The sequence below is a fragment of the Klebsiella sp. RCJ4 genome (assembly GCF_009025755.1).
Lineage (GTDB): Bacteria > Pseudomonadota > Gammaproteobacteria > Enterobacterales > Enterobacteriaceae > Klebsiella > Klebsiella michiganensis.
In genome coordinates this window covers 20,059-46,532 of the sequence record NZ_WCIN01000042.1, presented here as the reverse complement: position 1 = coordinate 46,532, position 26,474 = coordinate 20,059, and the positions used below count along the sequence as shown (strand labels likewise).

Here is a 26,474-nt window from a genome sequence, read left to right as displayed (position 1 = left end):
CCGCAGGCGCTTTTTTGTCAGAACAGTTCGTGGGTTTCCCCCCCGCCATCGGTAATGGTGGTGCCGACTTCATGAACCGCCTGCTGGGTAGGCTGAGTGCCCTCAATAAAGTACTCAGCGCGGCTGTTACCGCCGCTGGCCAACTGACCGGTACTGCGGTCAATGTTGACCGTAATAATACCCGGCGGCGGCGTAAGCGGTTCTTCCGGTACGCCTTGCAGCACGTTTTTCATAAAGTCATCCCAGGCCGGCTGAGCGCTTTTGGCGCCGCCTTCATAGCCCGATATCTGATCTTTGATTGCCCCGGAGGCGGTGGTGCGGCCAAGGTCGCGACGGTGGTCATCGAAGCCAATCCATACCGACGTCACCACGCCAGGGCCGTAGCCCGAGAACCACGCATCTTTTGAACTGTTGGTGGTCCCGGTTTTGCCGCCGATATCGTGACGCTGCAGATCGCGCCCCGCTCGCCAGCCGGTGCCCATCCAGCCCGGTTCGCCGAAAATATTAGTGTTCAGGGCGCTTTTAATCAGGAACGCCAGCGGGGTGTTGATCACGTGCGGCGCATACTCCGGTGCGCCACTTTGCGCCACCAGCGACTGGTTCGCCTGCGCCAGCTGCGGCTGCGGAGGAACGCCGGGGTTTTGCGGGTCCTGAGAGGTCGCTACGTCCTCAACGTCTTTGTTCTCGAGCACATCGGACTTCGGCGTATCGCCATAAATCACCGGAATATTGCACTGCGGGCAGGCAATTTTTGGCCGCTCTTCAAAAATGACGCCGCCCTGATCGTTCTCAATTTTGCTGATGAAATAAGGGCTGACCAGGAAACCGCCGTTAGCCATCACCGAATAGCCGCGAGCAACCTGAAGCGGGGTGAAAGACGCGGAGCCCAGCGCCAGCGATTCTGTCCGCACGATGTTCTGCGCCGGGAAGCCGAAGCGCTGAAGATACTCTGCCGCGTAGTCCACACCCATGGCGCGCATCGCGCGAACCATGACAACGTTCTTTGATTGACCCAGCCCCTGACGCAGGCGGATAGGGCCCGCATACTGCGGCGGAGAGTTTTTTGGCCGCCAGTCGGAGCCGGAGCCGGCATCCCAGCGGGAAATCGGCACATCGTTGAGCATGCTCGCCAGCGTTAAGCCTTTATCCATTGCCGCTGTGTAGAGGAACGGCTTAATGTTAGAACCGACCTGGCGCAGCGCCTGAGTTGCGCGGTTGAACTTGCTCTGGTTGAAATCGAAGCCGCCGACCAGCGCAATGATCGCCCCGTTTTGCGGGTTGATCGATACCAGCGCCGAGTTGACATCAGGCACCTGCGATAGCCACCAGCTGCTACCCACCTGACGGACCCACACCTGCTGCCCGGCCTGCACCACATCGTTCACTTTACGCGGCGTGGCGCCCTGTTGGGTATCAGAGATAAACCGACGCGCCCAGCGGACGCCTTCCATATTCAGCGACACCGAGGTGCCGTTGCTCATGAGTGCGACGGCTTCCTGCGGGCTTGCCGAAGTGACTACCGCCGGAGAGAGCGGTCCGGTACTCGGGGTTTTTTTCAGGGTATCGAGGATTTTCTGGTTATCCCACGGCGTTTCGCCCACCTTCCACAGCACCTTTTCCGGGCCGCGATAGCCGTGGCGCATGTCGTAATCCAGCACGTTATTCCGCACCGCCTGCTGGGCGGCCTGCTGATTTTTACGGGTAATGGTGGTGTAGACGCGATAACCGTCTTCATAAGCCTGCTCGCCGTAGCGGCTGACCATTTCCTGACGCACCATTTCGCTAAGATACGGGGAGGAGAAGGCGATTTCCGGCGTATGGTAGCTGGCGTCAATCGTCTGGCTACGCGCCTGATCGTACTGCGACTGCGTGATGTAGCCTTCGCTCAGCATCCGTGAGAGAACAACGTTGCGGCGGGCGGTTGCGCGATCCATGGAGTAGAGCGGGTTAAACGTCGACGGCGCTTTAGGCAGGCCCGCAATGACCGCCATTTCGCTCAGCGTAAGCTGGTCGACGGATTTCCCAAAATAGACCTGCGCGGCCGCGCCGACGCCGTAGGCGCGGTAGCCAAGATAGATTTTGTTCAGGTACAGCTCAAGGATTTCATCTTTATTGAGCAACTGCTCGATGCGGATCGCGAGGAAGGCTTCTTTCACCTTACGCATCAGCGTCTTCTCAGGGCTCAGGAAGAAGTTGCGCGCCAGCTGCTGAGTAATCGTACTGGCGCCCTGCGAGGCGTGGCCGGAGAACATCGCGACGCTGGCCGCGCGGAAAATCCCGACCGGGTCAACGCCATGATGCTCATAAAAACGGCTATCTTCGGTGGCGATAAACGCTTTTATCAGCTCAGGCGGCATTTGCTGCAGCGTGACGGGAATACGGCGTTTTTCGCCATATTGCGCAATCAGCTCGCCATCCGCGCTATAGACCTGCATCGGGATCTGCAGGCGCACATCCTTCAGGGTTGCGACGTCGGGGAGCTGCGGCTCTATATATTTATAGAGACCAAAAATCGAGCCTGCTCCCAGCAGTACGCAACAGACTGCAAGGATAAAAAGATACTTTACGAACTTCACCGGAGATTTCTCATTTAGTTTTCATTGGGCAGTTTATAAACAAACGCGCAGTAGTATAAAGGCAAGCCTGGAGCATTGATATAGCGAAGCATATCGGCGGATAAGGAGATCGTAGGCATGGCTTTTAGAAACTGGCGCATAGGAATGCATATTCAGCAGGACCATATTGCTATCGTCGCGTTATTACTCGAGCGTTCACGCTGGGCGCTACGTCGCTGGTGGCGTATCCCGCTGATGCCCGGCACCGTGCGGCAGGGCATCGTGGTGGACGTTGAGTCGCTGGCCCGCCAGCTGCAGCCCTGGCGGCGGGAGCTGCCTTTGCAGCATCAGGCGTGTATTGCCTTCCCGGCGGCGCGAACGCTGCAAAAGCAGCTTCCGCGCCCGCAGATTTCATTACGAGAAAGCGAGCAGGCGACCTGGATCGCCAGCGCGATGGCGCAGCAGCTGGAAATGCCCGCGTCATCGCTCTGCGTCGATTATGTGGACGCCAGAGCGGTGGATGGCTGGCGGGTCACCGCCGCGCAGCGCCTGGATATTAACGCCCTCGGCCAGCTGGCAAGCCGCCTTAAGCTGACGGTGGTCGGAATTGTGCCGGACGCCAGCGCGCTTGGCGCCTTTTTCCCCTGGCTGCCCGTCGAGGTTCAGGGGTTGGCGTGGCGTGACGAAACGAGCTGGCTTTGGGCGACCGCCGATAGCTGGGGATGCTGTCCGTGCAGCGACGTTCCCTCTTTTCCCGGCCTGGTTTCCCGGGTGAACGCCGGAGAGTTTCGCCTTTGCACCTCTGCCTCGCTCGACGGGCAGAATTTTGACGCATGGAGCGCCATTCATCGCCTGCAGCCCCCGCTCCCGGCCCGTGGCGATAGCTTTACCGTTGCCCTCGGCCTGGCGCTGGGAGCGGGTCAGCCATGAGCCACATCGTTAACTTCCTTCCCTGGCGCGAAACGCGTCGACGGCAACGTCTGCGGATGGCAGGACTGCTGATTGTGGGTTTGCTGCTTATTCTGCTTGTGGCGATCCTCGCCTCACGGCTCAACAAACGGGCCAGCCACTCGCTTGAAACGGCGAGGATAAGCGCTGACGACCTGCTTTATAGCGCATTACAGCAGCGTGAACGCGCCATGCGCCAGCGCCTGCTGCAGCAGGAACAACGGCGCCTGCGCTATCTGCGGCGCGAGAGAACCGCCGCCTGGCAGCCAACGTTACAGGCGATAGCGTCGCGTATGCCGGAGCACGCCTGGTTAACGCTGCTGGAATATCGACAGAATACCCTGGTACTGAGCGGACTCACGTTGCATCTAAAGGGGCTGGCTGAGCTTGAAAAGGCGCTGGGGAGCGTTGCCGGCTTGCGTCCGCCAAAGGCGGGAGAAACGCACCGCGACAGCGAAGGGCGGTGGTTATTTCACTTTTCCATGGTCGAAGAGGACGACAATGCAGTGGGACATTGAACGTTGGCTGACGGGGCGCAAATATCTGTTCATGATATCCGTCGCTCTGGTCCTCATCGCCGTAATCGGGTTCTGGCTACTGCTGCCTCTCAAGGCAGAAACGCCGGCGGGGCGCTCGCCGCAGGTACAGGCGCAGTGGCGAAAACTGCTGCTGCTGCGTAGCGCTTTACAGACCGCCGGCATGGAGGAAGACGCGACCCAGGTTTTTACGCCTATTGATCTTCCTATTGCCGGGGCGACGCTTATCGCCTGGCGGCCAGGGGGCTCCGCAGGCGAGATGCAGCTGGCGGTTGACTGGCAAGCGGTGCCCGCGCTCTTTTCCTGGCTGGCTCGCTGCGGGATGCGCGCTACGGCTTTCTCCCTGCAGCCGGAAAAGCAGGCGTTACGGTTGACCCTGCATCTGGAGGCGGAAGATGCGCCTTAAATGGTGGTGTTGGCTGCTGTTCCCGCTCCCGCTGCTGGCTGAAGAGCGCGATCCGTTCCAGCCCCCGGTGGACCGCTGCCGGACGGCGCAGCTTAGCCAGTGGCGCTACGGCGGTGCTATCGGCGATTCGCTGGCGCTTATGGGTATCGTGCAGGATAGCGCCGGGAAATGGCGTCGCGTGAGGGCGGAGGCGATTTTGCCCACGGGCTGGCGGGTGACGCGCCTGACGCCAGAGAAAATGACAATATCAACCGGTCCTGGGTGTGAACCCGCACAGTGGGTCTGGCTGCGAAAGGGAATAAAGAATAATGCGATGGACAAGCCTGCTGTTTCTGCTCCTGCCGCTGATGGTCGTCGCGGCCAAAAAGGATCTTCCCGTGTCGCTGGTCGTCGATGATGCGCCGGTGTCCCAGGTACTGCAAACGCTGGCGGAGCTGAAGCAAAAAAATCTCGTGGTGGCTCCTGACGTCAGCGGTACGGTATCTCTTCATCTGAAGGAGGTGCCCTGGTTACAGGCGCTGCGCTCGGTTATCGACAGCGCCGGTCTGGCCCTGACTCAGCAAGGTTCGGTCCTGTACGTGCACACTCAGGCGTGGCAAAAGGCGCTGCAGCTGCAGCTGGAAGCGGAAAAAGCAAAGCGTCTGCAGAACCTTCCTTTGCAGGGGCATAGCGTGACCTTGCATTATGCGGATGCAGAAGATTTGGCGAAGGCGGGTGAAAAACTGCTGAGCGCTCGCGGGCATATGATGGTCGATAAGCGAACCAACCGCCTGTTGATTCGTGATGATGCCCGGCACCTCCCGGCGTTAAAAGCGTGGGCCCGGGAGATGGATGTGCCCGTCGGCCAGGTTGAGCTGGCGGCGCACATCGTCTCAATGAGCGAAACCAGCCTGCGCGAACTGGGCGTTAAGTGGAGCCTGGCCGACGCCAGCAGCCCGCCGGGCTCCGGTAAATTAACCACCTTGAGCAGCAACCTGGCGGTAGGGGATGCCAGCACGAGGGCCGGGTTTAACATCGGCCGCATCAGCGGGCGGCTTCTGGAGCTGGAACTTTCCGCGCTTGAGCAGAAGCAGCAGGTGGACATTATCGCCAGCCCTCGGCTGTTGGCTTCCCATATGCAGCCCGCCAGCATTAAGCAGGGCAGCGAGATACCTTATCAGGTCTCCAGCGGCGAAAGCGGGGCGACCTCCGTTGAGTTTAAAGAGGCGGTGCTGGGGATGGAGGTGACGCCGACGGTGCTGCATCACGATCGCGTGCGTTTAAAACTCAGGATTAGCGAAAATACGCCGGGCCAGGTGCTCAAACAGGAAAATGGTGAAGCGCTGGCTATCGATAAACAAGAAATAGAAACGCAGGTTGAAATGAAAAGCGGCGAGACCCTGGCGTTAGGCGGGATCTTTGCGCAGAAAAATAAAACGTCTCGCGATGGTATTCCTCTCCTTAGCGACATCCCTTGGCTTGGTCAGTTATTTCGCCGTGACGGTAAGGATAACGAACGACGTGAACTGGTTGTCTTCATCACTCCACGTATTCTGGCAGTGCATTAAGCGGGTTTTTCATGCTAAACACGTTTCAGGTGTTTGACGTGAGGACGGATTTAGCATACAAGGGGTACCGATTTGAGAGTCGGGTACGACATCAATCCTCCCTTTCTTGTCCGGTGATTTATTCTGTTGCCAAACCAGCCGGAGTATTGAGATAATTTTTAGTCTGACTCTCGCTCTAATTGCATATGAGGTTTCAGTTCATGTCCTGCTGCGCTGGGTGTCTGCGAAGCGGGTTTACCATTAACGAATAGTCTTAGTAGTACCGAAAAAATGGCAGAGAAACGCAATATCTTTCTGGTTGGGCCTATGGGTGCCGGCAAAAGCACTATTGGGCGCCAGTTAGCCCAACAGCTCAACATGGAATTTTACGATTCCGATCAAGAAATTGAGAAACGCACTGGCGCAGATGTGGGTTGGGTCTTTGATGTAGAAGGCGAAGACGGCTTCCGCGACCGTGAAGAAAAAATCATCAATGAGTTGACGGAAAAACAGGGAATCGTGCTGGCAACCGGCGGTGGCTCTGTAAAATCCCGTGAAACGCGTAACCGTCTCTCCGCCCGCGGCGTGGTGGTCTACCTGGAAACAACTATCGAAAAGCAGCTTGCCCGTACGCAGCGCGATAAAAAGCGTCCTTTGCTGCAGGTTGATGCTCCGCCTCGCGAAGTACTGGAAGCGCTGGCGGATGAACGCAATCCGCTGTACGAAGAGATTGCAGATGTCACTATCCGCACTGACGATCAAAGCGCGAAAGTGGTAGCAAACCAGATTATTCATATGCTGGAAAGCAACTGATTCTGGCTTAATAAAGTGCGTCAGAGTAAAAGCAACTGAGGTGGACGTCGCGTTATGGAGAGGCTTACTGTAACTCTCGGGGAACGTAGTTACCCGATTACCATCGCGGCTGGTTTGTTTAACGATCCAGCTTCCTTCCTGCCACTGAAATCAGGCGACCAGGTCATGCTGGTCACCAATGAAACGCTGGCGCCGCTTTATCTGGATACCGTACGCTCCGTACTTGAGCAAGCGGGCGTAAAAGTCGATAGCGTGATTCTTCCCGACGGCGAGCAGTTTAAAAGCCTGGCGGTGATGGATACCGTTTTTACCGCGCTATTGCAAAAACCACACGGCCGCGACACGACGTTAGTGGCGCTCGGCGGTGGGGTGATTGGTGATTTAACGGGATTTGCAGCGGCCAGCTACCAGCGTGGCGTGCGCTTTATTCAGGTTCCTACCACTCTGCTGTCGCAGGTGGATTCTTCGGTCGGCGGCAAAACGGCCGTCAACCATCCTCTCGGCAAAAACATGATTGGCGCTTTCTGGCAGCCGGTTTCTGTTGTTGTCGATCTTAACTGTCTCAAAACGCTGCCGAAGCGTGAGCTCTCTTCCGGCCTGGCTGAAGTGATCAAGTACGGCGTTATTCTTGACGGCGAATTTTTCGACTGGCTGGAAAATAATATTGATGCATTGCTGGCGCTGGATGAAAAAGCGATGGCGTACTGTATCCGTCGCTGCTGTGAGCTGAAAGCTGAAGTTGTCGCCGCCGACGAGCGCGAAACCGGGTTACGTGCTTTACTCAATCTTGGCCATACTTTTGGTCATGCTATCGAAGCTGAGATGGGCTACGGTAACTGGTTACATGGTGAAGCGGTCGCTGCCGGTATGGTGATGGCGGCGCGTGCATCCGAACGTCTGGGGCGGTTTAATCCGCAGGATACGCAGCGCATTATTCATCTGCTGCAGCGTGCTGGCTTGCCGGTAAGTGGCCCGCAGGAGATGGCAGCAGAGGCGTATTTGCCCCATATGATGCGTGATAAAAAGGTGCTGGCGGGCGAGATGCGGCTGGTGCTACCCCTCGCGATAGGGAAGAGCGAGATACGCGGCGGAGTCCCGCATGATGTTGTTCTTGGCGCGATTGCTGATACTCAGCAGGCGCAACAATAAGAAGGTCTGGCCGCGTTCGCGCGGCGTTATCATTTCGGGTGACGTGCAATAGTCGTGAGCATAAGCCTTTTAGTGGGGTGTTAAATGGATGAATTAAAACCAGAAGACGATATGAAAGCCGATCGCAGCGATCGTCGTACTGGTCGTTCTCGTCAGTCTTCAGAGCGTGATGCCGATCCGCAAATCAATTTTGATGATGTCGAACTTGATGATGCAGACGATGGTCGCCCGACGCGCGGCGGCAAAGCACGCCGTGAGCGCGATGAAGAACAGTATGAAGAGTACGAAGAAGAAGTAGAGTCTGACGAAGACGATGACGAAGAGCGTCAGGTTGAGCGTCGTCCTCGTAAGCGTAAGAAGGCGCCTGCGAAACCGGCTTCCCGTCAGTACATCATGATGGGCGTAGGGATCCTCGTTCTGCTGCTGCTGATCGTTGGCGTGGGTTCCGCGCTGAAATCACCATCCTCATCCAGCGAGCAAACGGCTTCCGGCGAGAAGAGCATCAACCTGTCCGGCGAGCAGGACAATAATAATACCCAGCCTGCTGCTCAGGATTCATCAGCGGCAAACAACGCGCAGCCGCAGGATGTTTCTCTGCCGCCTATCGCGTCTAACCCGACTCAAGGTCAGGCGACGGCTGAACCCCAAGGCCAGCAGCGCGTTGAGGTTCAGGGCGATCTGAACAATGCGCTGACCCAGCAGCAGGGTCAGATTGATAGCGCGGTCGCGAATTCTACTCTGCCAACTGAACCTGCCACCGTTGCGCCAGTGCGCAATGGCACCGCGGCCCCGCGCCAGGCGACGACAGAGCGTCAGACGGCGGCGACACCGCGTCCGGCGGAGCGTAAGCATACGGTTATCGAACCGAAACCGCAGGCCACGGCGAAAGCGCCGACCCAGCCGAAGCCGGCAGCGGTCCAGCCTAAGCGTGTCGAAAACGTCGCGACCACGAAGCCGGCAGCCGCGCAGCCGACTAAGCCTGCCGCAACTGCCCAGGCCAAACCAGCCGCGACTACCGCCCCTGCTGCGACCGCGACCACCGCGCCAGCAGCAACTGCTGCTACGGCCGCTGCGGGTAAAAGTGCGGGTGACGTCAGTTCGATGAAATCTGCGCCGTCCGGCCACTACACGCTGCAGCTCAGCAGCTCTTCTAACTACAACAACCTCAACAGTTGGGCGAAGAAAGAGAAGCTGGAAAAATATGTTGTCTATGAGACTACGCGTAACGGACAGCCCTGGTATGTCCTGGTGAGCGGCATCTACGCTTCGAAAGATGAAGCGAAACGTGCTGTTGCTACGCTGCCAGCAGATGTACAGGCAAAAAATCCGTGGGCAAAACCGCTGCATCAGGTTCAGTCTGACCTGAAATAATGCCGCAGTGTAGTCTGAAGCGCAGGATGCTGTCGGAGCTTTCTCCACAGCCGGAGAATGTGTAATTAGTTAGGCAGCATGAAAAAGAATCGCGCTTTTCTGAAATGGGCAGGGGGTAAATACCCCCTGCTTGACGATATTAAGAAGCATTTGCCGCAGGGCGACTGCTTGATTGAGCCTTTTGTGGGCGCCGGGTCGGTATTTCTGAATACCGACTTTTCTCGTTATATCCTCGCTGATATCAATAGTGATTTGATTAGTCTGTATAACATCGTCAAGCTGCGTACCGATGACTATGTTACGGCGGCGCGTGAGATGTTTACGCCAGAGAACAACGTCACAGAGCAGTATTATCGGTTCCGTGATGAGTTCAACCAGAGCCAGGAGCCGCTGCGTCGCGCGGTGCTGTTCCTGTATCTGAATCGTCATGGCTACAATGGCCTGTGTCGCTACAATCTGCGCGGTGAGTTTAACGTGCCGTTTGGTCGCTATAAGAAGCCCTATTTTCCCGAAGCTGAGTTGTATCATTTCGCGGAGAAGGCGCAGCATGCAGAGTTTCATTGTGAATCTTATGAAGAGTGCATGAAGCGGGCAGATAACCGCTCCGTTGTTTACTGCGATCCGCCCTATGCGCCGCTGTCATCAACGGCGAATTTTACGGCTTATCATACGAATAGCTTTAGCCAGGAGCAGCAGGAGCTGCTGGCTAAAAAGGCGGAATCGCTGATGAAAAAGCGCATTCCAGTGCTGATTTCAAACCATCGCACGCCGCTCACTGAGGAGTGGTACAAAAACGCCGCTGAGACGCATATTGTGAAGGTTCGACGCAGCATCAGCAGCAACGGTGGTACACGTAAGAAGGTGGACGAGCTTCTGGCTCTGTACCGTCCGCCCAAGACCAAATAAATTTCAAGGAGATGCGGATGAAGCAGTATTTGATTGCCCCTTCGATTCTGTCGGCTGATTTTGCCCGTCTGGGCGAGGATACCGCCAATGCGTTGGCTGCGGGTGCGGATGTTGTGCACTTTGACGTGATGGACAACCACTACGTGCCGAATCTGACCATTGGTCCGATGGTGCTTAAATCACTGCGAAATTACGGTATCACCGCGCCGATTGATGTGCATTTGATGGTCAAGCCCGTTGACCGCATCGTTCCTGATTTTGCCGCCGCGGGCGCCAGCATCATTACTTTCCACCCGGAAGCTTCTGAACACGTTGACCGCACGCTGCAGCTTATCAAAGAGCATGGCTGTAAAGCCGGTCTGGTGTTTAACCCGGCCACCTCCCTGAGCTACCTCGACTACGTGATGGATAAGCTGGATGTCATCCTGCTGATGTCCGTCAACCCAGGCTTTGGCGGTCAGTCTTTTATTCCGCACACCCTGGAAAAACTGCGTGAAGTTCGTCGTCGCATTGATGAATCCGGCTACGACATCCGTCTGGAAGTCGACGGCGGCGTAAAAGTCAGCAATATTGCTGAGATTGCCGCAGCCGGTGCGGATATGTTTGTTGCCGGATCGGCCATTTTCGATCAGCCTGACTACAAAAAAGTGGTCGATCAAATGCGTAGCGAATTAGCAAAGGTTAGCCATGGATAAGTTACAAAATATTCGCGGCGTAGCGTTCGATCTCGACGGGACGCTGGTAGACAGCGCGCCGGGATTGACCGCTGCCGTTGATAACGCCCTGTATGCGCTGGAACTGCCGATGGCGGGCGAAGAGCGCGTCGTGACCTGGATTGGCAACGGCGCTGACGTTCTGATCCAGCGGGCTCTGACCTGGGCCCGTCAGGAGCGCGCGGCGCTGAGAGCGGCGCAGGGTAAACCTTCCGTCGATCATGACGATATCCCGCAGGCTGAACAGCAGGCCATTTTGCGCAAGCTGTTCGATCGCTACTATGGCGAAGTGGCGGAAGAGGGGAGCTTTTTGTTTCCCGCCGTTGCCGATACGCTGGGCGCGCTGCACGCAAAGGGCCTGCCGCTGGCGCTGGTAACCAATAAACCGACGCCGTTTGTCGCGCCGATTCTGGCGTCGCTGGATATCGCGAAATATTTTACCGTTGTTATCGGCGGCGATGATGTAAAAAACAAAAAACCGCACCCGGAACCGCTGCTTCTGGTCGCGGAGAAACTGGGGCTGGCATCCGCGGAGCTGCTGTTCGTTGGCGACTCGCGCAACGATATTCAGGCCGCGAAGGCCGCGGGCTGCAGCTCGATCGGCCTGACCTACGGCTACAACTACGGCGAGCCGATTTCGCTGAGCGAGCCGGATTATATCTTTGACCAATTTAATGAACTCTTGCCCGCTTTCGGGCTACCGTACAGTGAAACTCAGGAATAAAAAATGACTAAGCCCATCGTTTTTAGTGGCGCACAGCCCTCCGGTGAATTGACCATTGGCAACTATATGGGTGCGCTGCGTCAGTGGGTAAACATGCAGGACGATTACCACTGCATTTACTGCATCGTTGACCAGCACGCGATTACCGTTCGTCAGGACCCGCAGCAGCTGCGTAAGGCCACGCTGGACACGCTGGCGCTGTATCTGGCGTGCGGTATCGACCCGCAAAAAAGCACCATCTTCGTTCAGTCCCACGTGCCGGAGCACGCGCAGCTCGGCTGGGCGCTGAACTGCTACACCTATTTCGGCGAACTGAGCCGTATGACCCAGTTTAAAGACAAGTCATCGCGCTATGCGGAAAACATTAACGCCGGTCTGTTTGACTATCCGGTACTGATGGCTGCCGACATTCTGCTGTATCAGACTAACCAGGTCCCGGTTGGCGAAGACCAGAAACAGCACCTGGAGCTGAGCCGCGATGTCGCCCAGCGTTTCAACGCTATCTACGGCGACGTGTTTAAAGTGCCGGAACCGTTTATTCCAAAATCCGGCGCGCGCGTGATGTCGCTGCTGGAGCCGACCAAAAAGATGTCCAAGTCAGATGATAACCGCAACAACGTTATCGGCCTGCTGGAAGACCCGAAATCGGTGGTGAAGAAGATCAAACGCGCGGTCACCGACTCCGACGAGCCGCCGGTTGTTCGCTACGACATCCAGAACAAAGCGGGCGTCTCGAACCTGCTGGATATCCTCTCTGCCGTTACCGGACAGAGCATTCCAGAGCTGGAGCAGCATTTTGAAGGCAAAATGTACGGTCACCTGAAGGGCGAAGTGGCTGAAGCCGTTTCCGGCATGCTGACCGAACTGCAGGAGCGCTATCACCGATTCCGCGGTGATGAAGCATTCCTCAATCAGGTCATGAAAGAGGGTGCGGAGAAAGCCAGCGCTCGCGCTTCCGTTACCCTGAAAGCGGTTTACGAAGCGATTGGTTTCGTCGCTAAACCCTGAGCAATTTGCTGGTCTCAGCGCAATAAAAAGCCGGGTGCAATGCATCCGGCTTTTTAATTTGTGAGCGGTTTTGAGCTACATCAGCGTCATTAATGGTTGGAGAACCAGTTTAGCTTATCGCGCAGGCCGACCACGCGGCCGACAATAATCAGCGCCGGGCTGGCCATTTGCTGGGCCAGAATATCCAATTGCTCTAACGTGCCGGTGACAACCTTCTGCGTTATCGCCGTTCCGTTTTCAACGATGGCTGCGGGCATATCCGCCGCCATGCCGTGGGCAATCAGTTTTTCCCGGATCGCCGGGGCCTGGTTCAGGCCCATATAAAACACCAGGGTTTGCTTTTCAACCGCCAGGTTTTCCCAGTCCAGCTCGCCGCCGGTCTTGAGGTGGCCGGTGACCAGGCGCACGCCCTGGGCAAAATCCCGGTGGGTCAGGGGAATGCCCGAGTAGGCGGAACAGCCTGAGGCCGCGGTAATTCCCGGTACAACGGAGAACGGAATACCGGCATGGCACAAGGTTTCCAGCTCTTCGCCGCCGCGGCCAAAGATAAACGGATCGCCGCCTTTCAGTCGAACAACGCGTTTCCCCCCCTGGGCTTCGCGCAGCAGAATCTGGTTAATCTCTTCCTGCGGTACGCAGTGGTAGCCCGAGCGTTTACCCACGAAGACCCGGTCGGCATCGCGGCGCACCAGATTCATGATATCGTCGGAGACCAGGCGGTCATAAACCACGACATCGGCCTGCTGTATTTGCTGCAGGCCTTTGAGGGTCAGCAGTCCGGCGTCGCCGGGGCCGGCGCCCACCAGTACCACTTCACCGCGATGATCCAGCGGCTCGGTCAGCAGCTGCTCCGTGGCGTCAGCGACGGCCTGGCGGTCCTCGTTGGCCAGCGACTGCGCCAGCCTGTCGTTAACAAACAGTTTCTCCCAAAAGCGTCGGCGCTCGCTGACGGTGGCAAACTGTTTTTTCACCCGTGAGCGCAGCTGTCCAGCATAGTGGGCCAGCTGGCCTAAATGCAGCGGTAAAACTGACTCCAGCTTTTCGCGCAGCAGGCGCGCCAGAACCGGCGAGGTGCCGCCGGATGAGACGGCCACCATCAGCGGCGAGCGGTCGATAATCGACGGCATAATAAAGCTGGCCTGCTGAGGGGCGTCGACCACGTTACAAAATATTCGCCTTTCTTCCGCTGACGCGCTGACCCGTTGATTAACCGCTTCGTTGTCGGTTGCGGCAATGGCCAGCCAGCAGTTATCCAGCAGAGCAGGATTAAACTCGCCCTGCACCAGGGTCAGCATGTTTGCATCGGCCCATACCTGGAATTGCGGCACAAAATCCAGGGCATTGACCGTTAATCTGGCGCCGGCGTCCAGTAACAGGCGAGCTTTACGTTCAGCCACATCGCCGCCGCCGACTAACAGGCAGTCGCGATCGCGTAATTGGCAAAATATAGGCAAATGGTCCACGACATTCCCTCTTAATTATTGGCAGCAGCCTTAGAATCTGGCTATCAGGCTATCTTATTTATCAGGTTGAACCTGGGCAATGTTCAACCTGCCTGCACCGATTAGGTCTACTGAGCCAGACTCTTAGTCTCGTTAGTTTTTTCCGGGGCGGGGCGCTCCGATTGCGGCGTAGCATACCAATAACCCAATCCCATAAATACGACACCGGACAAAGTATTGCCGAGTGTTACCCATAACAGATTGTGACCGATTCCCGCAAGCCTGTAGGCATCGCTATGATGGCCAAACCAGGAGAGGGCAAATAGCGTCATGTTGGCGACGGAGTGCTCATAGCCGGACGCGATAAACGCCAGCAGACACCACCAGATAGCAATAAATTTTGCCGCGCCTTCGGTACGGATTGCCATCCAGATCGCCAGACACACCAGCCAGTTACACAGTGCGCCTTTGAAAAAGAGCGCCATCGCGGATTGGCTGGTTTTTGCCAGCGCGACGGTGTGGACGAGGCTGGTATCGACCGGCAGCAGGCTGCCGCCGCCCCAGCTATACAGCAGCGCCACGAAAACGGAACCCGCAAGGTTACCCATCCAGGTTTGCGGCAGAATCGCCCACATCTGCCCCTGGCTGATGGTCCCCGCCTTCACGCCCAGGGTCAGGAACATGGTGTGGCCGGTGAACAATTCAGAGCCGGCGATAATCACCAGCGTTAACGCAATGCCAAAGGTGGCGCCCATCACCAGCGGGCGAACGGCAGGGTCGAGCAGGTTGCCGAGGGTGAATATAAGGATGATGCCGAGGCCGACGTAGGCGCCCGCCATCATGGCGCTGACCCAGAAGCTGAGTGGATGATTGGCCGAGAGGCGCGCAATGCGCCCGGCGTTGGCCGCGCACTTGTTTATTGTGTCCGTAAACATAGGAGTTCCTTTAGCACCTCATCCCTTGCGCTGGCTCTTGGTTAGCTGCCTTCGCGATGCAGTACAAATGACGTTGTGCCATAAATTGAAGAAAAAAATGCAAAAAAAGGGAGGCGTTGCGCCTCCCGTAAAGTGATTAACCGCGTAGCTGCACGACGCCGTCTTTCACTCTGGCTTCATAGTGCGCCACCGAATGGCTTTCATCTTCCATACACAGGCCGTCGCGCAGGCGGAAGCGCTGCTTTTTCAGCGGACTGGCAACCCACAGTTCGCCCTGATGCTCGGCGATCAGGCCGCGAGACAGGACGCTGGATTCAAAGAACGGGTCGATATTGCTAATCGCAAACACCTGGTCGCCGTGATACGGGCGGAAAATCGCCACCTGTTTGTCGCCTAACAGCGCGCAGACGCCGGTTTCCGGCAGGATGTCATCGAGTTTGCAGATGTTTTTCCACTGGCTCATGCGTTTTCCTCCACCAGAGTTACCGGGATACGTTCGTAGGGCGCGGCCGGGCGATGTTGTTCACGCTCAGGCACTACCTGGACGTTAGGGTCGCGCTTGTCGCTGTTGATGAAGTGTTTGAAGCGTACCTGGGCCGCTGGCGAGTTAACGGTTTCCGTCCACTCGCAGACTACCGCTGCACGCAGGCGAGCCATCTCTTCTTCCAGATGCTCGTTCAGTCCCAGCTTGTCGTCGATGATGACCGACTTCAGATAATCGATGCCGCCTTCCAGGTTGTCCAGCCACGGCGCGGTACGGGTCAGTTTGTCGGCGGTACGGATATAGAACATCATGAAGCGGTCGAGGTATTTCATCAGCGTTTCGCGGTCAAGATCCGCTGCCAGCAGATCCGCGTGGCGCGGCTTCATGCCGCCGTTGCCGCAGACGTAAAGGTTCCAGCCTTTCTCCGTGGCGATGATGCCGACGTCTTTACCCTGGGCTTCCGCACATTCGCGGGTACAGCCGGAGACGCCAAACTTCATTTTATGCGGCGTACGAATGCCTTTGTAGCGGTTTTCCAGCTCGACGCCGAAACCCACGCTGTCGCCTACGCCGTAGCGGCACCAGGTGCTGCCTACGCAGGTTTTCGCCATCCGCAGCGCCTTGGCATACGCGTGACCGGTTTCGAAGCCCGCGTCGATCAACTGACGCCAGATTTCCGGCAGATCGTCTTTTTGCGCGCCGAACAGGCCGATACGCTGAGAGCCGGTGATCTTGGTGTACAGATTAAATTCGCGGGCGATACGGCCGACGGCCACCAGGCCTTCCGGCGTGATTTCGCCGCCCGCAGAGCGCGGGATAACGGAGTAGGTGCCGTCTTTCTGGATGTTGGCCAGGAAGTTGTCGTTGGTATCCTGCAGCGGGGTATGCTGCGGCTTGAGGATATATTCGTTCCAGCAGGAAGCCAGCAGCGAGCCCACGGTCGGTTTACACACTTCGCAGCCGTAGCCTTTACCGTGTTTCGCCAGCAGCTCTTCAAAGGTTTTGATGCCTTCCACCCGGATGAGGTGGAACAGTTCCTGACGGGAGTACGCAAAGTGCTCGCACAGGTTATTGTTGACTTCGATGCCCTGTTTCGCCAGTTCGGCGTTGAGCACCTGAGTCACCAGCGGGATACAGCCGCCGCAGCCGGTACCGGCTTTGGTTTCTGCCTTCAGCGCCGCCACCGTGTGGCAGCCTTTATTAATGGCGGCAATCAATGCGCCCTTGGTGACGTCAAAGCAGGAACAAATTTGTGCGCTGTCCGGCAGTTTATCGACGCCGATGGACGGCTTACCGCTGCCCGCGTGCGCCGGCAGGATCAGCGAGTCGGGGTTTTCCGGCAGTTCGATGGCGTTCAGCACCAGCTGCAGCAGGTTGCCGTAATCGCTGGTATCGCCCACCAGCACCGCACCGAGCAGGGTCTTGTTGTCAGGGCTGACGATAAGGCGTTTGTAGACCTCTTTGCTTTCGTCGAGGTAAACGTAGCTGCGCGCGCCCGGCGTACGACCGTGAGCGTCGCCAATGCCGCCGACGTCAACGCCCAGCAGCTTCAGCTTGGCGCTAAGATCCGCGCCTTCAAAGGCGTTTTCGGTCTGGAGGATATGGTCAACGGTAACCTGAGCCATTTTGTAGCCCGGGGCGACCAGGCCGTAAACGCGGTTGTTCCAGCTGGCGCATTCACCGATGGCGTAGATATCCGGGTCAGAGGTCTGGCAGGCGTCGTTAATCACGATGCCGCCGCGCGGAGCGACTTCCAGACCGCACTGGGTGGCCAGCTTATCGCGCGGGCGGATACCGGTAGAGAAGACGATAAAATCGACTTCCAGCTCGCTGCCGTCGGCAAAACGCATGGTTTTACGCGCTTCGGTACCTTCCTGAACGATCTCTTTGGTGTTTTTACTGGTGTGCACGCGCACGCCCATGCTTTCAATCTTGCGACGTAGCTGTTCGCCACCCATCTGATCCAGCTGTTCCGCCATCAGCATGGGCGCGAATTCAATCACGTGGGTCTCAACGCCGAGGTTTTTCAGCGCGCCCGCGGCTTCGAGGCCTAACAAACCGCCGCCGACGACCGCGCCGCGTTTGCTGCGGCGGGCGCAGGCTTCAATCGCGTTAAGGTCTTCAATGGTACGATAAACAAAGCAGTCCTGGGTTTCAGAACCTTTAATCGGCGGGATCCACGGATAGGAACCGGTCGCCATAATCAGCTTGTCATAGAAAACGGTACGGCCCGCGCTGGAGTGGATAACCTTCTCCTGGCGGTTGATGGTGATGGCGCGTTCGCCGACCAGCACCTTAACGCCGTGCTTCTCGTAGAAACCTTCCCGTACCAAAGAGAGTTCTTCGGCAGTATGGTGAGAGAAGTAGGAGGAGAGGTGCACGCGGTCGTAGGCGATACGGGGTTCTTCACAGAAGACGGTAATATCGAACAGGCTGGCGTCGGATTTATCAAGAAGGTCCTCAATAAAGCGGTGGCCGACCATACCATTACCAATGATAGCGAGTCTGACTTTGCTCATTTTTGCCTCGATTTCTTTTATATTACCGCCTACCTTAACGATTCAGCCGCGACACTTATTGATGCAAATCAATTACACCTTTACCTACTACTTAAGTGGTGTGTTTATGATTTGTCAGTATTTTTATAAGTAACGGAAAACGCTGGCTTTTCCTTTTTGCTTTTTTTATGTACAAAATTAGCAACGGATACCCACGGCGGGTTGAGTAAAACTTCAGCAACAATTACGGGAGTCATCGATATGACAGCAGCGCCGCTTTGGTTAATTGAGAACGTTCGTCTGCCCGATCGCGAAGGGTTATGGCAGATAGCGATAGACAAGGGGCGCTTCGGGGATATCACCCCTATGGGGGAGGCGCGCAAAGAGAATTTTGAAGTGCTGAACGCCCGCGGCGGACTGGCCATCCCCCCTTTTATTGAGCCGCATATCCACCTTGATACGACCCAAACCGCCGGAGAGCCGAACTGGAACCAGTCCGGGACGCTGTTTGAAGGGATTGAGCGTTGGGCGGAGCGTAAGGCTTTATTGAGCCATGAGGACGTTAAAGCCCGCGCGTGGAAGACGCTGAAGTGGCAGATCGCCAACGGCATCCAGTTTGTTCGTACCCACGTTGATGTTTCCGATCCGACGCTGACCGCGCTCAAAGCCATGCTGGAGGTAAAACAGGAGGTCGCGCCGTGGGTCGAGCTGCAGATTGTCGCCTTCCCCCAGGAGGGCATTTTATCCTACCCCAATGGTGACGCCCTGCTGGAAGAGGCGCTGCGTCTGGGGGCCGACGTGGTGGGCGCGATTCCGCATTTTGAATTTACGCGCGAATATGGCGTGGAATCCCTGCACATCGCTTTCCGTCTGGCGAAAAAGTATCAGCGGCCTCTGGATATCCACTGTGATGAAATTGATGATGAACAGTCGCGGTTCGTTGAAACCGTGGCGGCCCTGGCGTTAAAAGAGGGGATAGGTCCGCAAGTAACCGCCAGCCATACCACCGCGATGCACTCCTACAATGGCGCCTATACGTCACGTCTTTTTCGTTTGCTGAAGCTCTCCGGCATTAACTTCGTCGCTAACCCGCTGGTCAATATTCACCTCCAGGGACGCTTTGACGACTATCCGAAGCGTCGCGGTATCACGCGCGTGAAGGAGCTGATGGCGGCGGGCATTAACGTCTGCTTTGGCCATGACGATGTATTTGACCCCTGGTATCCGCTGGGGACCGGCAATATGCTGCAGGTGCTGCACATGGGTCTGCACGTTTGCCAGATGATGGGCTATCAGCAGATTAACGAGGGACTGAAGCTGGTCACGGAAAATAGCGCGCGCACGTTTGGCCTGAGCGATTACGGTATTGCGACGGGGAACACGGCGAATCTGGTGATTCTGCCCGCGGAAAACGGGTTTGAGGCCGTGCGTTGTCAGGTTCCGGTGCGTTGGTCAATCCGCCAGGGGAGAGTCATTGCCACCACGCAGCTGGCGCAAACCTGGGTTCAGATGGATCGCGGCGGGGAGGAGCTGTTCTTTACCCGAAATAGCCCCTTTGCCGGAACAAAGGGGCCTGAGGCTTAGTGCGATTCCGCTGCCGCGTTGTTCTGACGGTGGCGGGAGACGAAGCCGAGGATCAGACACATCACAAACACCACGGCATAGAGGCCGTTAGCGGTATGCAGCGCTGCCAGCGGACCGCTGGCGGCAACGATAGGGCCGGTCACGACGAAAGTCAGCATAGTACCCACGGTTCCGCAGGTCAGAATGAAGTTCACCAGCTTCGGCGACGACACTCGGGTTTGCTGTGAACCCAGGGTGATGATCGACGTATAGATGGCGCTGGAGAAGAAGCCGAGGGTGAGAATAAACCACGGCATATGCTCCGGCGAACCGTTGATAAACAGATACATCAGTACCGTCGCTACGCCCGCCAGCACGGTCAGAATACGCTGCAGGTCGAAGAAGCGCAGGATGAAGCTGAAAGACCACATGCCGATCATGTACGACATCCAGAAATCGCTTACCAGTTTACCCGCATCGCCAAGGCTCATGCCCAGGCCTTTGGCGTATTCCGGTACCCAGGAGATGAAACCCAACTGGCCGAGGATGTAGCATAGCGCAGCGATGGAGAGAAACAGCACGCCGATACCCCATTTTTCTTTCACGACCGGCTGGCTATCCTGCAGGGCTTTTTTGCCCAATACCGGGAATTCGCAGCCGAAGGTCAGAATGAAAATAGCGACGTACACCAGGCCGATGCAGGCATAAACCCAGTACCATTCGATGCTGCGCGCCAGCAGATAAGCGGCCAGCATCGGGAAGATCATCCCCGCCATGCTGAAGAAGGAGTCGGTGAACAGCAGACGCGCCCCGCGCTGACGGCCTTCATACATATGGGTGATCAGGAAGGTACCAATCGACATGGTAATCCCGCTGACCAGGCCAAGCACGAACATCGAAGCGGAAAACAGCGCCAGGCTGTGGCTGAACATTAAACCCGCGACGGCCAGAACCATCAGGATAAAGCCAAAACGCAGCTGGGTTTTCAGCGGAACAATTTCCATCAGCCAGGCGTTCAGGAAGATAGAGATCAGGATACCGGCATTAAGGAAAGTAAAGGTGTTGCTCATACTGGAAACGGGCAGATGAAAATAATCTGCGATATTTCCCATCACCATCCCGGTGACAATCACCAACGCGCCGGTCAGGGCGTAGGAGAAGAAGCTGATCCATGTGAGCTTGATACGATTGCTGTTAGTCATGACTGGCCTGTGAATAGAAATGTAAAGCGCGTTGACTCTGCGCCGGGCGGACAGATTTTATGCGTTAGCGTGATTCAAGCAAACGTTTATTCTGAAATTTATATATTTTTGCAATTCTTAGTGTGACTAATATCACATTTATCTATTTGGCCGATCGCCAGGCCCACCGTTACAACTGTTTCAGCTAAGTAAAATTAGGTAAAAGGCTGGCCCAGGATGCAAAGGCTCTTTAGAATCAAAGCACTCGGTTTTTATTCTGCTCCGTTAAGGAATTTCCATGCTCAAATCAACTCTCGCGGCGGTGGCTGCCGTTTTCGCCATTTCAGCATTCTCCCCGGCCATGGCGGCAAAAGGGGATCCCCATGTGTTGCTGACCACGTCTGCGGGCAATATTGAGCTTGAGCTGAATAGCCAGAAAGCACCGATCTCGGTGGATAACTTCCTCAAGTACGTGAACAGCGGCTTTTATAACAACACCACTTTTCACCGCGTGATCCCGGGCTTTATGGTGCAGGGCGGCGGCTTTAACGAGCAGATGCAGCAGAAACAGCCTAATCCACCGATTAAAAACGAAGCCGACAACGGCCTGCGCAATACGCGTGGCACCATCGCCATGGCGCGTACCGCCGATCAGGACAGCGCTACCAGCCAGTTCTTTATCAATATTGCGGATAACGCCTTCCTCGATCATGGCCAGCGTGATTTTGGCTATGCGGTGTTTGGTAAAGTCGTTAAAGGTATGGACGTGGCGGATAAGATTTCTCAGGTGCCGACCCATAACGTTGGCCCGTATCAGAATGTACCGTCCAAACCTATCGTGATCCTTTCCGCAAAAGTTCTGCCGTAATCTTATTTTGCGCGGGTAACCCGTACCCGCGCAGCCCCCGCTTCCCTGCGAAATCGTTTTTTGCCGCTTATACTTGTGGCAACTGCGGACGCGTCAGGGAGGTGTTAAATGAAAAAGCTCACCGAAAAACAGAAATCCCGTCTCTGGGAGGATCGACGTAACGTGAATTTTCAGGCCAGCCGACGGCTGGAGGGCGTCGATGTTCCGCTGATAACCCTTACCCCCGAAGAAGCCCTGGCACGCATTGCGGCGTTAAGGAGTCACTATGAGCGATAAATTCGGCGAGGGGCGGGACCCCTATCTCTACCCCGGTCTTAAGGTGATGCGCAACCGCCTGGGGATTCGCCAGGCTCAGCGACTTGAGCAGGCGGCGTGGGAGCTGACCGCATTACGCGCGGCAACCATTGAACTCGGGCCGTTGGTGCGGGGATTGCCTCATCTCTGCGCTATTCATCGCCAGCTCTATCAGGATGTCTTCGACTGGGCGGGGCAGCTGCGTGAAGTGGATATCTATCAGGGCGACACCCGTTTCTGCCATTTCGCCTATATCGAAAAAGAGGGGAACGCGCTGCTTCAGGATCTTGAAGAGGAAGGTTATCTGGTGGGTCTCGCGCAGGATAAATTCATTGAACGTCTTGCTCATTACTACTGCGAAATTAACGTCCTGCATCCTTTCCGCCTCGGTAACGGCATGGCGCAACGCATTTTCTTTGAGCAGCTGGCTATTCATGCGGGCTATACGCTGGATTGGCGCGATATTGCGGTCGATGCGTGGAACCAGGCCAACCAGAGCGGAGCGATGGGCGACCTTTCTCCACTGCGGACGATATTTCGCAAAGTGGTAAGCGAAGCGACGGAAACTGAGTAGAATAGCGCGGTTCTTTGTTCCCGGAGCCGCTATGATCCTGCTTATCGATAACTACGATTCTTTCACCTGGAATTTGTACCAGTATTTCTGCGAACTTGGGGCGGAAGTGCTGGTCAGGCGTAACGACGAGCTGACGTTAGCGGACATTATTTCCCTGGCGCCAGCGAAAATAGTTATCTCGCCGGGCCCCTGTACGCCGGATGAGTCGGGGATTTCACTGGCGGCGATCCGCCATTTTTCCGGCCAAACGCCGATCTTAGGCGTTTGCCTCGGCCATCAGGCCATCGCCCAGGTTTTCGGCGCCGCTATCGTACGAGCCGCCAAAGTCATGCACGGAAAAACGTCCCCCGTTAGCCATACCGGTCAAGGGGTGTTCCTTGGACTGAATAACCCGCTTACGGTGACCCGCTACCACTCCCTGCTCATTGATCCGCTAACGCTGCCTGAATGCTTTGAGGTGACCGCCCGCAGCGAAGAGGGGGAGATCATGGGCATTCGCCACCGCGTGTTCGATCTCGAGGGCGTGCAGTTTCATCCGGAGAGTATTCTCAGCGAGCAGGGCCACCAGCTGCTGGCAAACTTCCTCAATCGGTGATTTGTAGTTGCCATGGGTTGATTTTTTATGCATATTTTGTGATTAGATTATCATAATCATTGCTGCATAACGTAAAGGATGGGCACCACATGGCAACTGAACAACCGGCAATCACCCGCGCTACATTCGATGAGGTCATTTTGCCGATTTATGCACCGGCAGAATTTATTCCGGTGAAGGGTAAGGGAAGCCGGGTATGGGATCAGCAGGGTAAAGAGTACGTTGATTTCGCCGGTGGGATTGCCGTGACCGCGCTCGGTCATTGCCATCCGGCGCTGGTGGCGGCACTGCATGAGCAGGGTGAAAAGCTGTGGCATACCAGCAACGTTTTTACCAACGAACCCGCCCTGCGACTCGGGCGGAAGCTGGTGGATGCGACTTTTGCCGATCGCGTCGTGTTTATGAACTCCGGTACGGAAGCTAACGAAACGGCTTTCAAGCTGGCTCGCCATTACACCGTGACCCGCCATAGCCCGTACAAAACCAAAATCATCGCTTTCCATAATGCGTTTCACGGTCGCTCGCTTTTCACCGTCTCCGTCGGCGGTCAGCCGAAATATTCCGACGGGTTTGGGCCGAAACCGGCCGATATCGTTCACGTGCCGTTTAACGATTTACACGCGGTGAAAGCCGTGATGGACGATCATACCTGCGCGGTGGTGGTCGAGCCGATTCAGGGTGAAGGCGGAGTGACGGCGGCGACGCCGGAATTCCTGCAAGGATTGCGCGATCTCTGCGACCAGCACCAGGCACTGCTGGTGTTTGATGAAGTACAGTGCGGTATGGGGCGCACAGGCTCGCTGTTTGCCTATATGCACTACGGCGTGACGCCGGATATTCTGACCAGCGCCAAGGCGCTTGGCGGCGGCTTCCCTATCAGCGCCATGCTGACCACCCATGATATCGCCAGCGCTTTCCACGCCGGTTCTCACGGCTCAACCTACGGCGGTAACCCCCTGGCCTGCGCGGTCGGCGGAGCGGCCTTCGATCTGATTAACACGCCGGAAGTGCTGGACGGCGTCACCGCGAAGCGCGAGCTGTTTGTTGAGCACCTTCAGCGCATTGACGCGCGGTTCGATCTGTTCAGCGATATTCGCGGCATGGGTCTGCTTATCGGCGCCGAGCTGAAGCCGCAGTATCACGGGAAGGCGCGCGATTTCCTCTACGCCGCCGCAGAGGCGGGCGTCATGGTGCTCAATGCCGGACCGGACGTGATGCGCTTCGTACCGTCGCTGGTGATTGATGATAGCGATATTGCTGAAGGCATGGCGCGCTTTGCCCTGGCGGTTGAGCGGGTGCTTAGCGCTTAGTGGCGCGCAGCCAGATGCCATGATGCGGACGCTGACGCCATGCCACCGATGAAATGGTGTGCATGGTGTTCAGATGCCCGAGGATGCGCTGCAAATGCTGCTCCATCGTACTGAGCGGGCCGCGAGGAACCTCCGCATCCTGCGCCTCCATAATGTTCACATCCCCCGCGCTGCCCGGCCCGTCGGAATCCAGCCGCTGCTGGCAGCGCTGGAGCGCAATCTCGCAGGATTCCAGATAACGCTGCGCCAGATCCGGCGTCAGCATATTGTGCTCGCGCGCCAGAGTGGTCATCGCGTTAATATGCTCGACAATAAACTGGCTGTGGGTCACCCACAGCTTCATGTCTTCCAGATAGTGCGAGTTAAAGCCGGGTTCCTGCATCGCCTGATTCAGCGAGTTAAACAGCGCGTTATGCGCCTGATTAACGCGCATGCGCTGGTAGGCCAGCGCCGGGGCCTGATGATCGTCGCTGAGGATCAGCCTGATCGCTTCCTGATCGGCTTCCAGCGCATCGTGGGCATTTTTGCGCAGCAGCCCGCTTTGCCACTGCGGCCATAGCCAGACCATTCCGCCGAAGGCGATCAGACAGCCAATCAGCGTATCAATCAGTCTGGCGATGATAAACTGCTCGCCGTTCAGAGTGAGCAGCTGCAGAGTGTACACCGCCGTCACCGTAAACCCGACCATCGCCCAGCCGTAGTGCTTGCGGATAATCAGATAGCTTAACAGCGTGATGAACAGCATCGCGGTCAGCGTATAGCCTTCAGGAACGTGAAAGTGCAGCGTGAGCCCGGCAATGACCAGTCCCGCAATGGTTCCGGCAGCCCGATGGACGATACGTACCCGGGTTGCGCCGTAGCCGTTTTGCGTCACGAACAGCACGGTCATCAGGATCCAGTAGGGCTTAGGCAGATGCAGCGCGCTGCCCATCAGGCTGGCGACGCTCAGCATCACGCTGATACGCGCCGCGTTTCGTAACGCTGGCGACTTAAGCGACAGATAGTTTTTCAACGCGGGCAGCAGCGGCAGGCGGCGGGTTTTATCCGCCATCAGGTTACGCGCGTATAGCGGGCGCTGGGTGCGCAGAACCCTGGCAATGCGGCTGAAGTGCCAGGCGCAGAACTGGCCAACCGGATTATCCGGATGCTGCCAGGCGATTTTTTCCAGCGCGCCGATCTGTTTATCCATCTGAAAGCGCTGAGGATAACGGTGGTAGAGGAGATCGTCTGCCAGCTCCCGCAGGCGGGCGGCAACGGTTTGCGCGTTCCAGCGAATCACCGCTTCCGCGTGGCTGCGCTCCACCAGTTTCTGCACCTCTTCCGGCTGATGAAGACTGACGGAAATATGTTCCTGAAGGTCCAGTCCAACCTGGAAAGCGCGCAGCAGGCGTTTGTGATCGCTGCGCTGGTTAGCCGCCAGCATATGCATCTGCTGATAGCACTGGGTAATCAGATCCACCACCTTCTGCTGGCGGTTGAGCAGCGGCGGCAGCGATGTGGCGGGGTCCGTATGCTGGGTAAGCAGACTGTATTTGGCCTCGCAGTAGTTGGCCAGCTCCCGGTAGAGCAGGCTTAATGATTCGCGCAGCGGCTGTTCGCGCCACAGCCAAAACCAGAACCAGTTAAACACGCCATACCATAAGGTGCCCATGGCGTAGATTAACAGCGGCTCCCAGATAGGCATATTGCCAGCGAGACTGAGGGTAAAAATAGCCGCGATAAGCGAGGCGGGCAGCAGCCGAGCGTGCAGGGAGCTGATTTCGGCGGTGACGCCGAGGATGAGCGCCAGACCCGTGAGGATCAGCGGCAAAGGGATGTCTCGCTGCAGAAGGAGCTGAACGATCAGGCTACAGCCGGCAAACAGGCTGCCGCCGATAATCAGGCGTTTAAAGAAGCGTTTATGCGGCGTATCCAGCCCGGCAACGTTGCAGCAGGCGGGAACAAGAGAAAACAGCAGCCCCTGCTGGAGATGACCGAGCAGAAGCCCAATCGCAACCGGCAGACACAACACCAGCGTTTGCCGCAGTGCATAGTTGACTTCCGGGTGGTAAATCAGCCTGCGCCACATGAGGGGA

At 56.8% G+C, this 26,474-nt stretch carries 25 protein-coding genes; 18 read left to right on the top strand and 7 right to left on the bottom strand.

Annotated elements, in window-relative coordinates:
• Nucleotides 1-17: 17 nt before the first annotated feature.
• Nucleotides 18-2,576: a peptidoglycan glycosyltransferase/peptidoglycan DD-transpeptidase MrcA gene (mrcA, locus tag F8562_RS21080; protein ID WP_009654857.1), complete on the bottom strand. Its 2,559-nt coding sequence runs from the start codon at nt 2,574-2,576 to the stop codon at nt 18-20.
• 117 nt (nt 2,577-2,693) lie between these two features.
• On the opposite strand from mrcA, the gene F8562_RS21075 reads away from it, so the two are divergent.
• The 12 genes from F8562_RS21075 (at nt 2,694) to trpS (ending at nt 12,655) form a co-directional block, all read left to right on the top strand.
• Entirely contained in the window at nt 2,694-3,485 is a 792-nt protein-coding gene (locus tag F8562_RS21075) for a hypothetical protein (RefSeq protein ID WP_042934206.1), read from the top strand.
• A complete protein-coding gene (locus F8562_RS21070) occupies nt 3,482-4,021 on the top strand; it encodes a PilN domain-containing protein (RefSeq protein WP_014839687.1) in 540 nt (179 codons plus the stop codon). Before F8562_RS21075 ends, F8562_RS21070 begins: the two co-directional genes overlap by 4 nt.
• Nucleotides 4,005-4,445 carry a hypothetical protein gene (locus F8562_RS21065; protein ID WP_014839686.1) on the top strand — a complete coding sequence of 147 codons (441 nt, stop codon included), beginning with the start codon at nt 4,005-4,007 and terminating at the stop codon, nt 4,443-4,445. Before F8562_RS21070 ends, F8562_RS21065 begins: the two co-directional genes overlap by 17 nt.
• Nucleotides 4,435-4,842, top strand: a complete 408-nt coding sequence (locus F8562_RS21060; RefSeq protein ID WP_014839685.1) for a HofP DNA utilization family protein — start codon at nt 4,435-4,437, stop codon at nt 4,840-4,842. The genes F8562_RS21065 and F8562_RS21060 overlap by 11 nt, the downstream gene beginning before the upstream one ends.
• Nucleotides 4,751-5,992 carry a DNA uptake porin HofQ gene (gene hofQ / locus F8562_RS21055; protein ID WP_162140820.1) on the top strand — a complete coding sequence of 414 codons (1,242 nt, stop codon included), beginning with the start codon at nt 4,751-4,753 and terminating at the stop codon, nt 5,990-5,992. The genes F8562_RS21060 and hofQ overlap by 92 nt, the downstream gene beginning before the upstream one ends.
• A gap of 270 nt (nt 5,993-6,262) precedes the next feature.
• Nucleotides 6,263-6,784: a shikimate kinase AroK gene (aroK, locus tag F8562_RS21050; RefSeq protein WP_004106441.1), complete on the top strand. Its 522-nt coding sequence runs from the start codon at nt 6,263-6,265 to the stop codon at nt 6,782-6,784.
• Between the two features lie 54 nt (nt 6,785-6,838).
• On the top strand, nt 6,839-7,933 hold the full coding sequence (gene aroB, locus F8562_RS21045) for a 3-dehydroquinate synthase (RefSeq protein WP_004854923.1): 1,095 nt from the start codon (nt 6,839-6,841) through the stop codon (nt 7,931-7,933).
• 84 nt (nt 7,934-8,017) lie between these two features.
• On the top strand, nt 8,018-9,304 hold the full coding sequence (gene damX / locus F8562_RS21040) for a cell division protein DamX (RefSeq protein ID WP_014839681.1): 1,287 nt from the start codon (nt 8,018-8,020) through the stop codon (nt 9,302-9,304).
• Nucleotides 9,305-9,382: 78 nt separating this feature from the next.
• Entirely contained in the window at nt 9,383-10,210 is an 828-nt protein-coding gene (gene dam, locus F8562_RS21035) for an adenine-specific DNA-methyltransferase (RefSeq protein ID WP_014227055.1), read from the top strand.
• Between the two features lie 17 nt (nt 10,211-10,227).
• A complete protein-coding gene (gene rpe, locus F8562_RS21030) occupies nt 10,228-10,905 on the top strand; it encodes a ribulose-phosphate 3-epimerase (protein ID WP_004126039.1) in 678 nt (225 codons plus the stop codon).
• Nucleotides 10,898-11,647 carry a phosphoglycolate phosphatase gene (gph, locus tag F8562_RS21025; protein WP_014839680.1) on the top strand — a complete coding sequence of 250 codons (750 nt, stop codon included), beginning with the start codon at nt 10,898-10,900 and terminating at the stop codon, nt 11,645-11,647. The genes rpe and gph overlap by 8 nt, the downstream gene beginning before the upstream one ends.
• A 3-nt stretch (nt 11,648-11,650) precedes the next feature.
• Nucleotides 11,651-12,655 (top strand): tryptophan--tRNA ligase, encoded by a 1,005-nt coding sequence (gene trpS, locus F8562_RS21020; RefSeq protein ID WP_004854910.1) that lies wholly within the window; start codon nt 11,651-11,653, stop codon nt 12,653-12,655.
• An 89-nt stretch (nt 12,656-12,744) separates the two neighbouring features.
• On the opposite strand, the gene cysG is transcribed toward trpS, so the two are convergent.
• The 4 genes from cysG to nirB form a co-directional block, all read right to left on the bottom strand.
• Nucleotides 12,745-14,118: a siroheme synthase CysG gene (gene cysG / locus F8562_RS21015; RefSeq protein ID WP_014839679.1), complete on the bottom strand. Its 1,374-nt coding sequence runs from the start codon at nt 14,116-14,118 to the stop codon at nt 12,745-12,747.
• Between the two features lie 107 nt (nt 14,119-14,225).
• Nucleotides 14,226-15,032 (bottom strand): nitrite transporter NirC, encoded by an 807-nt coding sequence (gene nirC, locus F8562_RS21010; protein WP_014227053.1) that lies wholly within the window; start codon nt 15,030-15,032, stop codon nt 14,226-14,228.
• A gap of 136 nt (nt 15,033-15,168) precedes the next feature.
• Entirely contained in the window at nt 15,169-15,495 is a 327-nt protein-coding gene (nirD, locus tag F8562_RS21005; protein WP_004854898.1) for a nitrite reductase small subunit NirD, read from the bottom strand.
• Complete coding sequence (nirB, locus tag F8562_RS21000; RefSeq protein WP_032719995.1) at nt 15,492-18,035, bottom strand: NADPH-nitrite reductase large subunit; 2,544 nt, start codon at nt 18,033-18,035, stop codon at nt 15,492-15,494. The genes nirD and nirB overlap by 4 nt, the downstream gene beginning before the upstream one ends.
• A 240-nt stretch (nt 18,036-18,275) precedes the next feature.
• On the opposite strand from nirB, the gene F8562_RS20995 reads away from it, so the two are divergent.
• On the top strand, nt 18,276-19,598 hold the full coding sequence (locus F8562_RS20995) for a cytosine deaminase (protein WP_088168488.1): 1,323 nt from the start codon (nt 18,276-18,278) through the stop codon (nt 19,596-19,598).
• On the opposite strand, the gene tsgA is transcribed toward F8562_RS20995, so the two are convergent.
• The gene (gene tsgA / locus F8562_RS20990) at nt 19,595-20,779 is read right to left on the bottom strand and encodes an MFS transporter TsgA (protein ID WP_004854892.1); all 1,185 of its coding nucleotides are present in this window, start codon (nt 20,777-20,779) and stop codon (nt 19,595-19,597) included. The two genes, F8562_RS20995 and tsgA, sit on opposite strands and share 4 nt — an antisense overlap.
• Before the next feature lie 277 nt (nt 20,780-21,056).
• On the opposite strand from tsgA, the gene ppiA reads away from it, so the two are divergent.
• From ppiA to argD, 5 genes are all read left to right on the top strand, one after another.
• Nucleotides 21,057-21,626, top strand: coding sequence for a peptidylprolyl isomerase A (gene ppiA, locus F8562_RS20985; protein ID WP_004854889.1), 570 nt, complete (start codon nt 21,057-21,059; stop codon nt 21,624-21,626).
• A gap of 108 nt (nt 21,627-21,734) precedes the next feature.
• Nucleotides 21,735-21,902, top strand: coding sequence for a YhfG family protein (locus F8562_RS20980; protein ID WP_004854887.1), 168 nt, complete (start codon nt 21,735-21,737; stop codon nt 21,900-21,902).
• Entirely contained in the window at nt 21,892-22,494 is a 603-nt protein-coding gene (locus F8562_RS20975; protein WP_009654847.1) for a putative adenosine monophosphate-protein transferase Fic, read from the top strand. Before F8562_RS20980 ends, F8562_RS20975 begins: the two co-directional genes overlap by 11 nt.
• 31 nt (nt 22,495-22,525) lie before the next feature.
• Nucleotides 22,526-23,089, top strand: a complete 564-nt coding sequence (pabA, locus tag F8562_RS20970; RefSeq protein ID WP_014227049.1) for an aminodeoxychorismate synthase component 2 — start codon at nt 22,526-22,528, stop codon at nt 23,087-23,089.
• An 89-nt stretch (nt 23,090-23,178) separates the two neighbouring features.
• A complete protein-coding gene (argD, locus tag F8562_RS20965; protein ID WP_014839676.1) occupies nt 23,179-24,399 on the top strand; it encodes a bifunctional acetylornithine/succinyldiaminopimelate transaminase in 1,221 nt (406 codons plus the stop codon).
• Here argD and F8562_RS20960 read toward each other — a convergent pair.
• Complete coding sequence (locus F8562_RS20960; RefSeq protein WP_014839675.1) at nt 24,389-26,467, bottom strand: YccS/YhfK family putative transporter; 2,079 nt, start codon at nt 26,465-26,467, stop codon at nt 24,389-24,391. The genes argD and F8562_RS20960 overlap by 11 nt on opposite strands.
• Between the last annotated feature and the right edge of the window lie 7 nt (nt 26,468-26,474).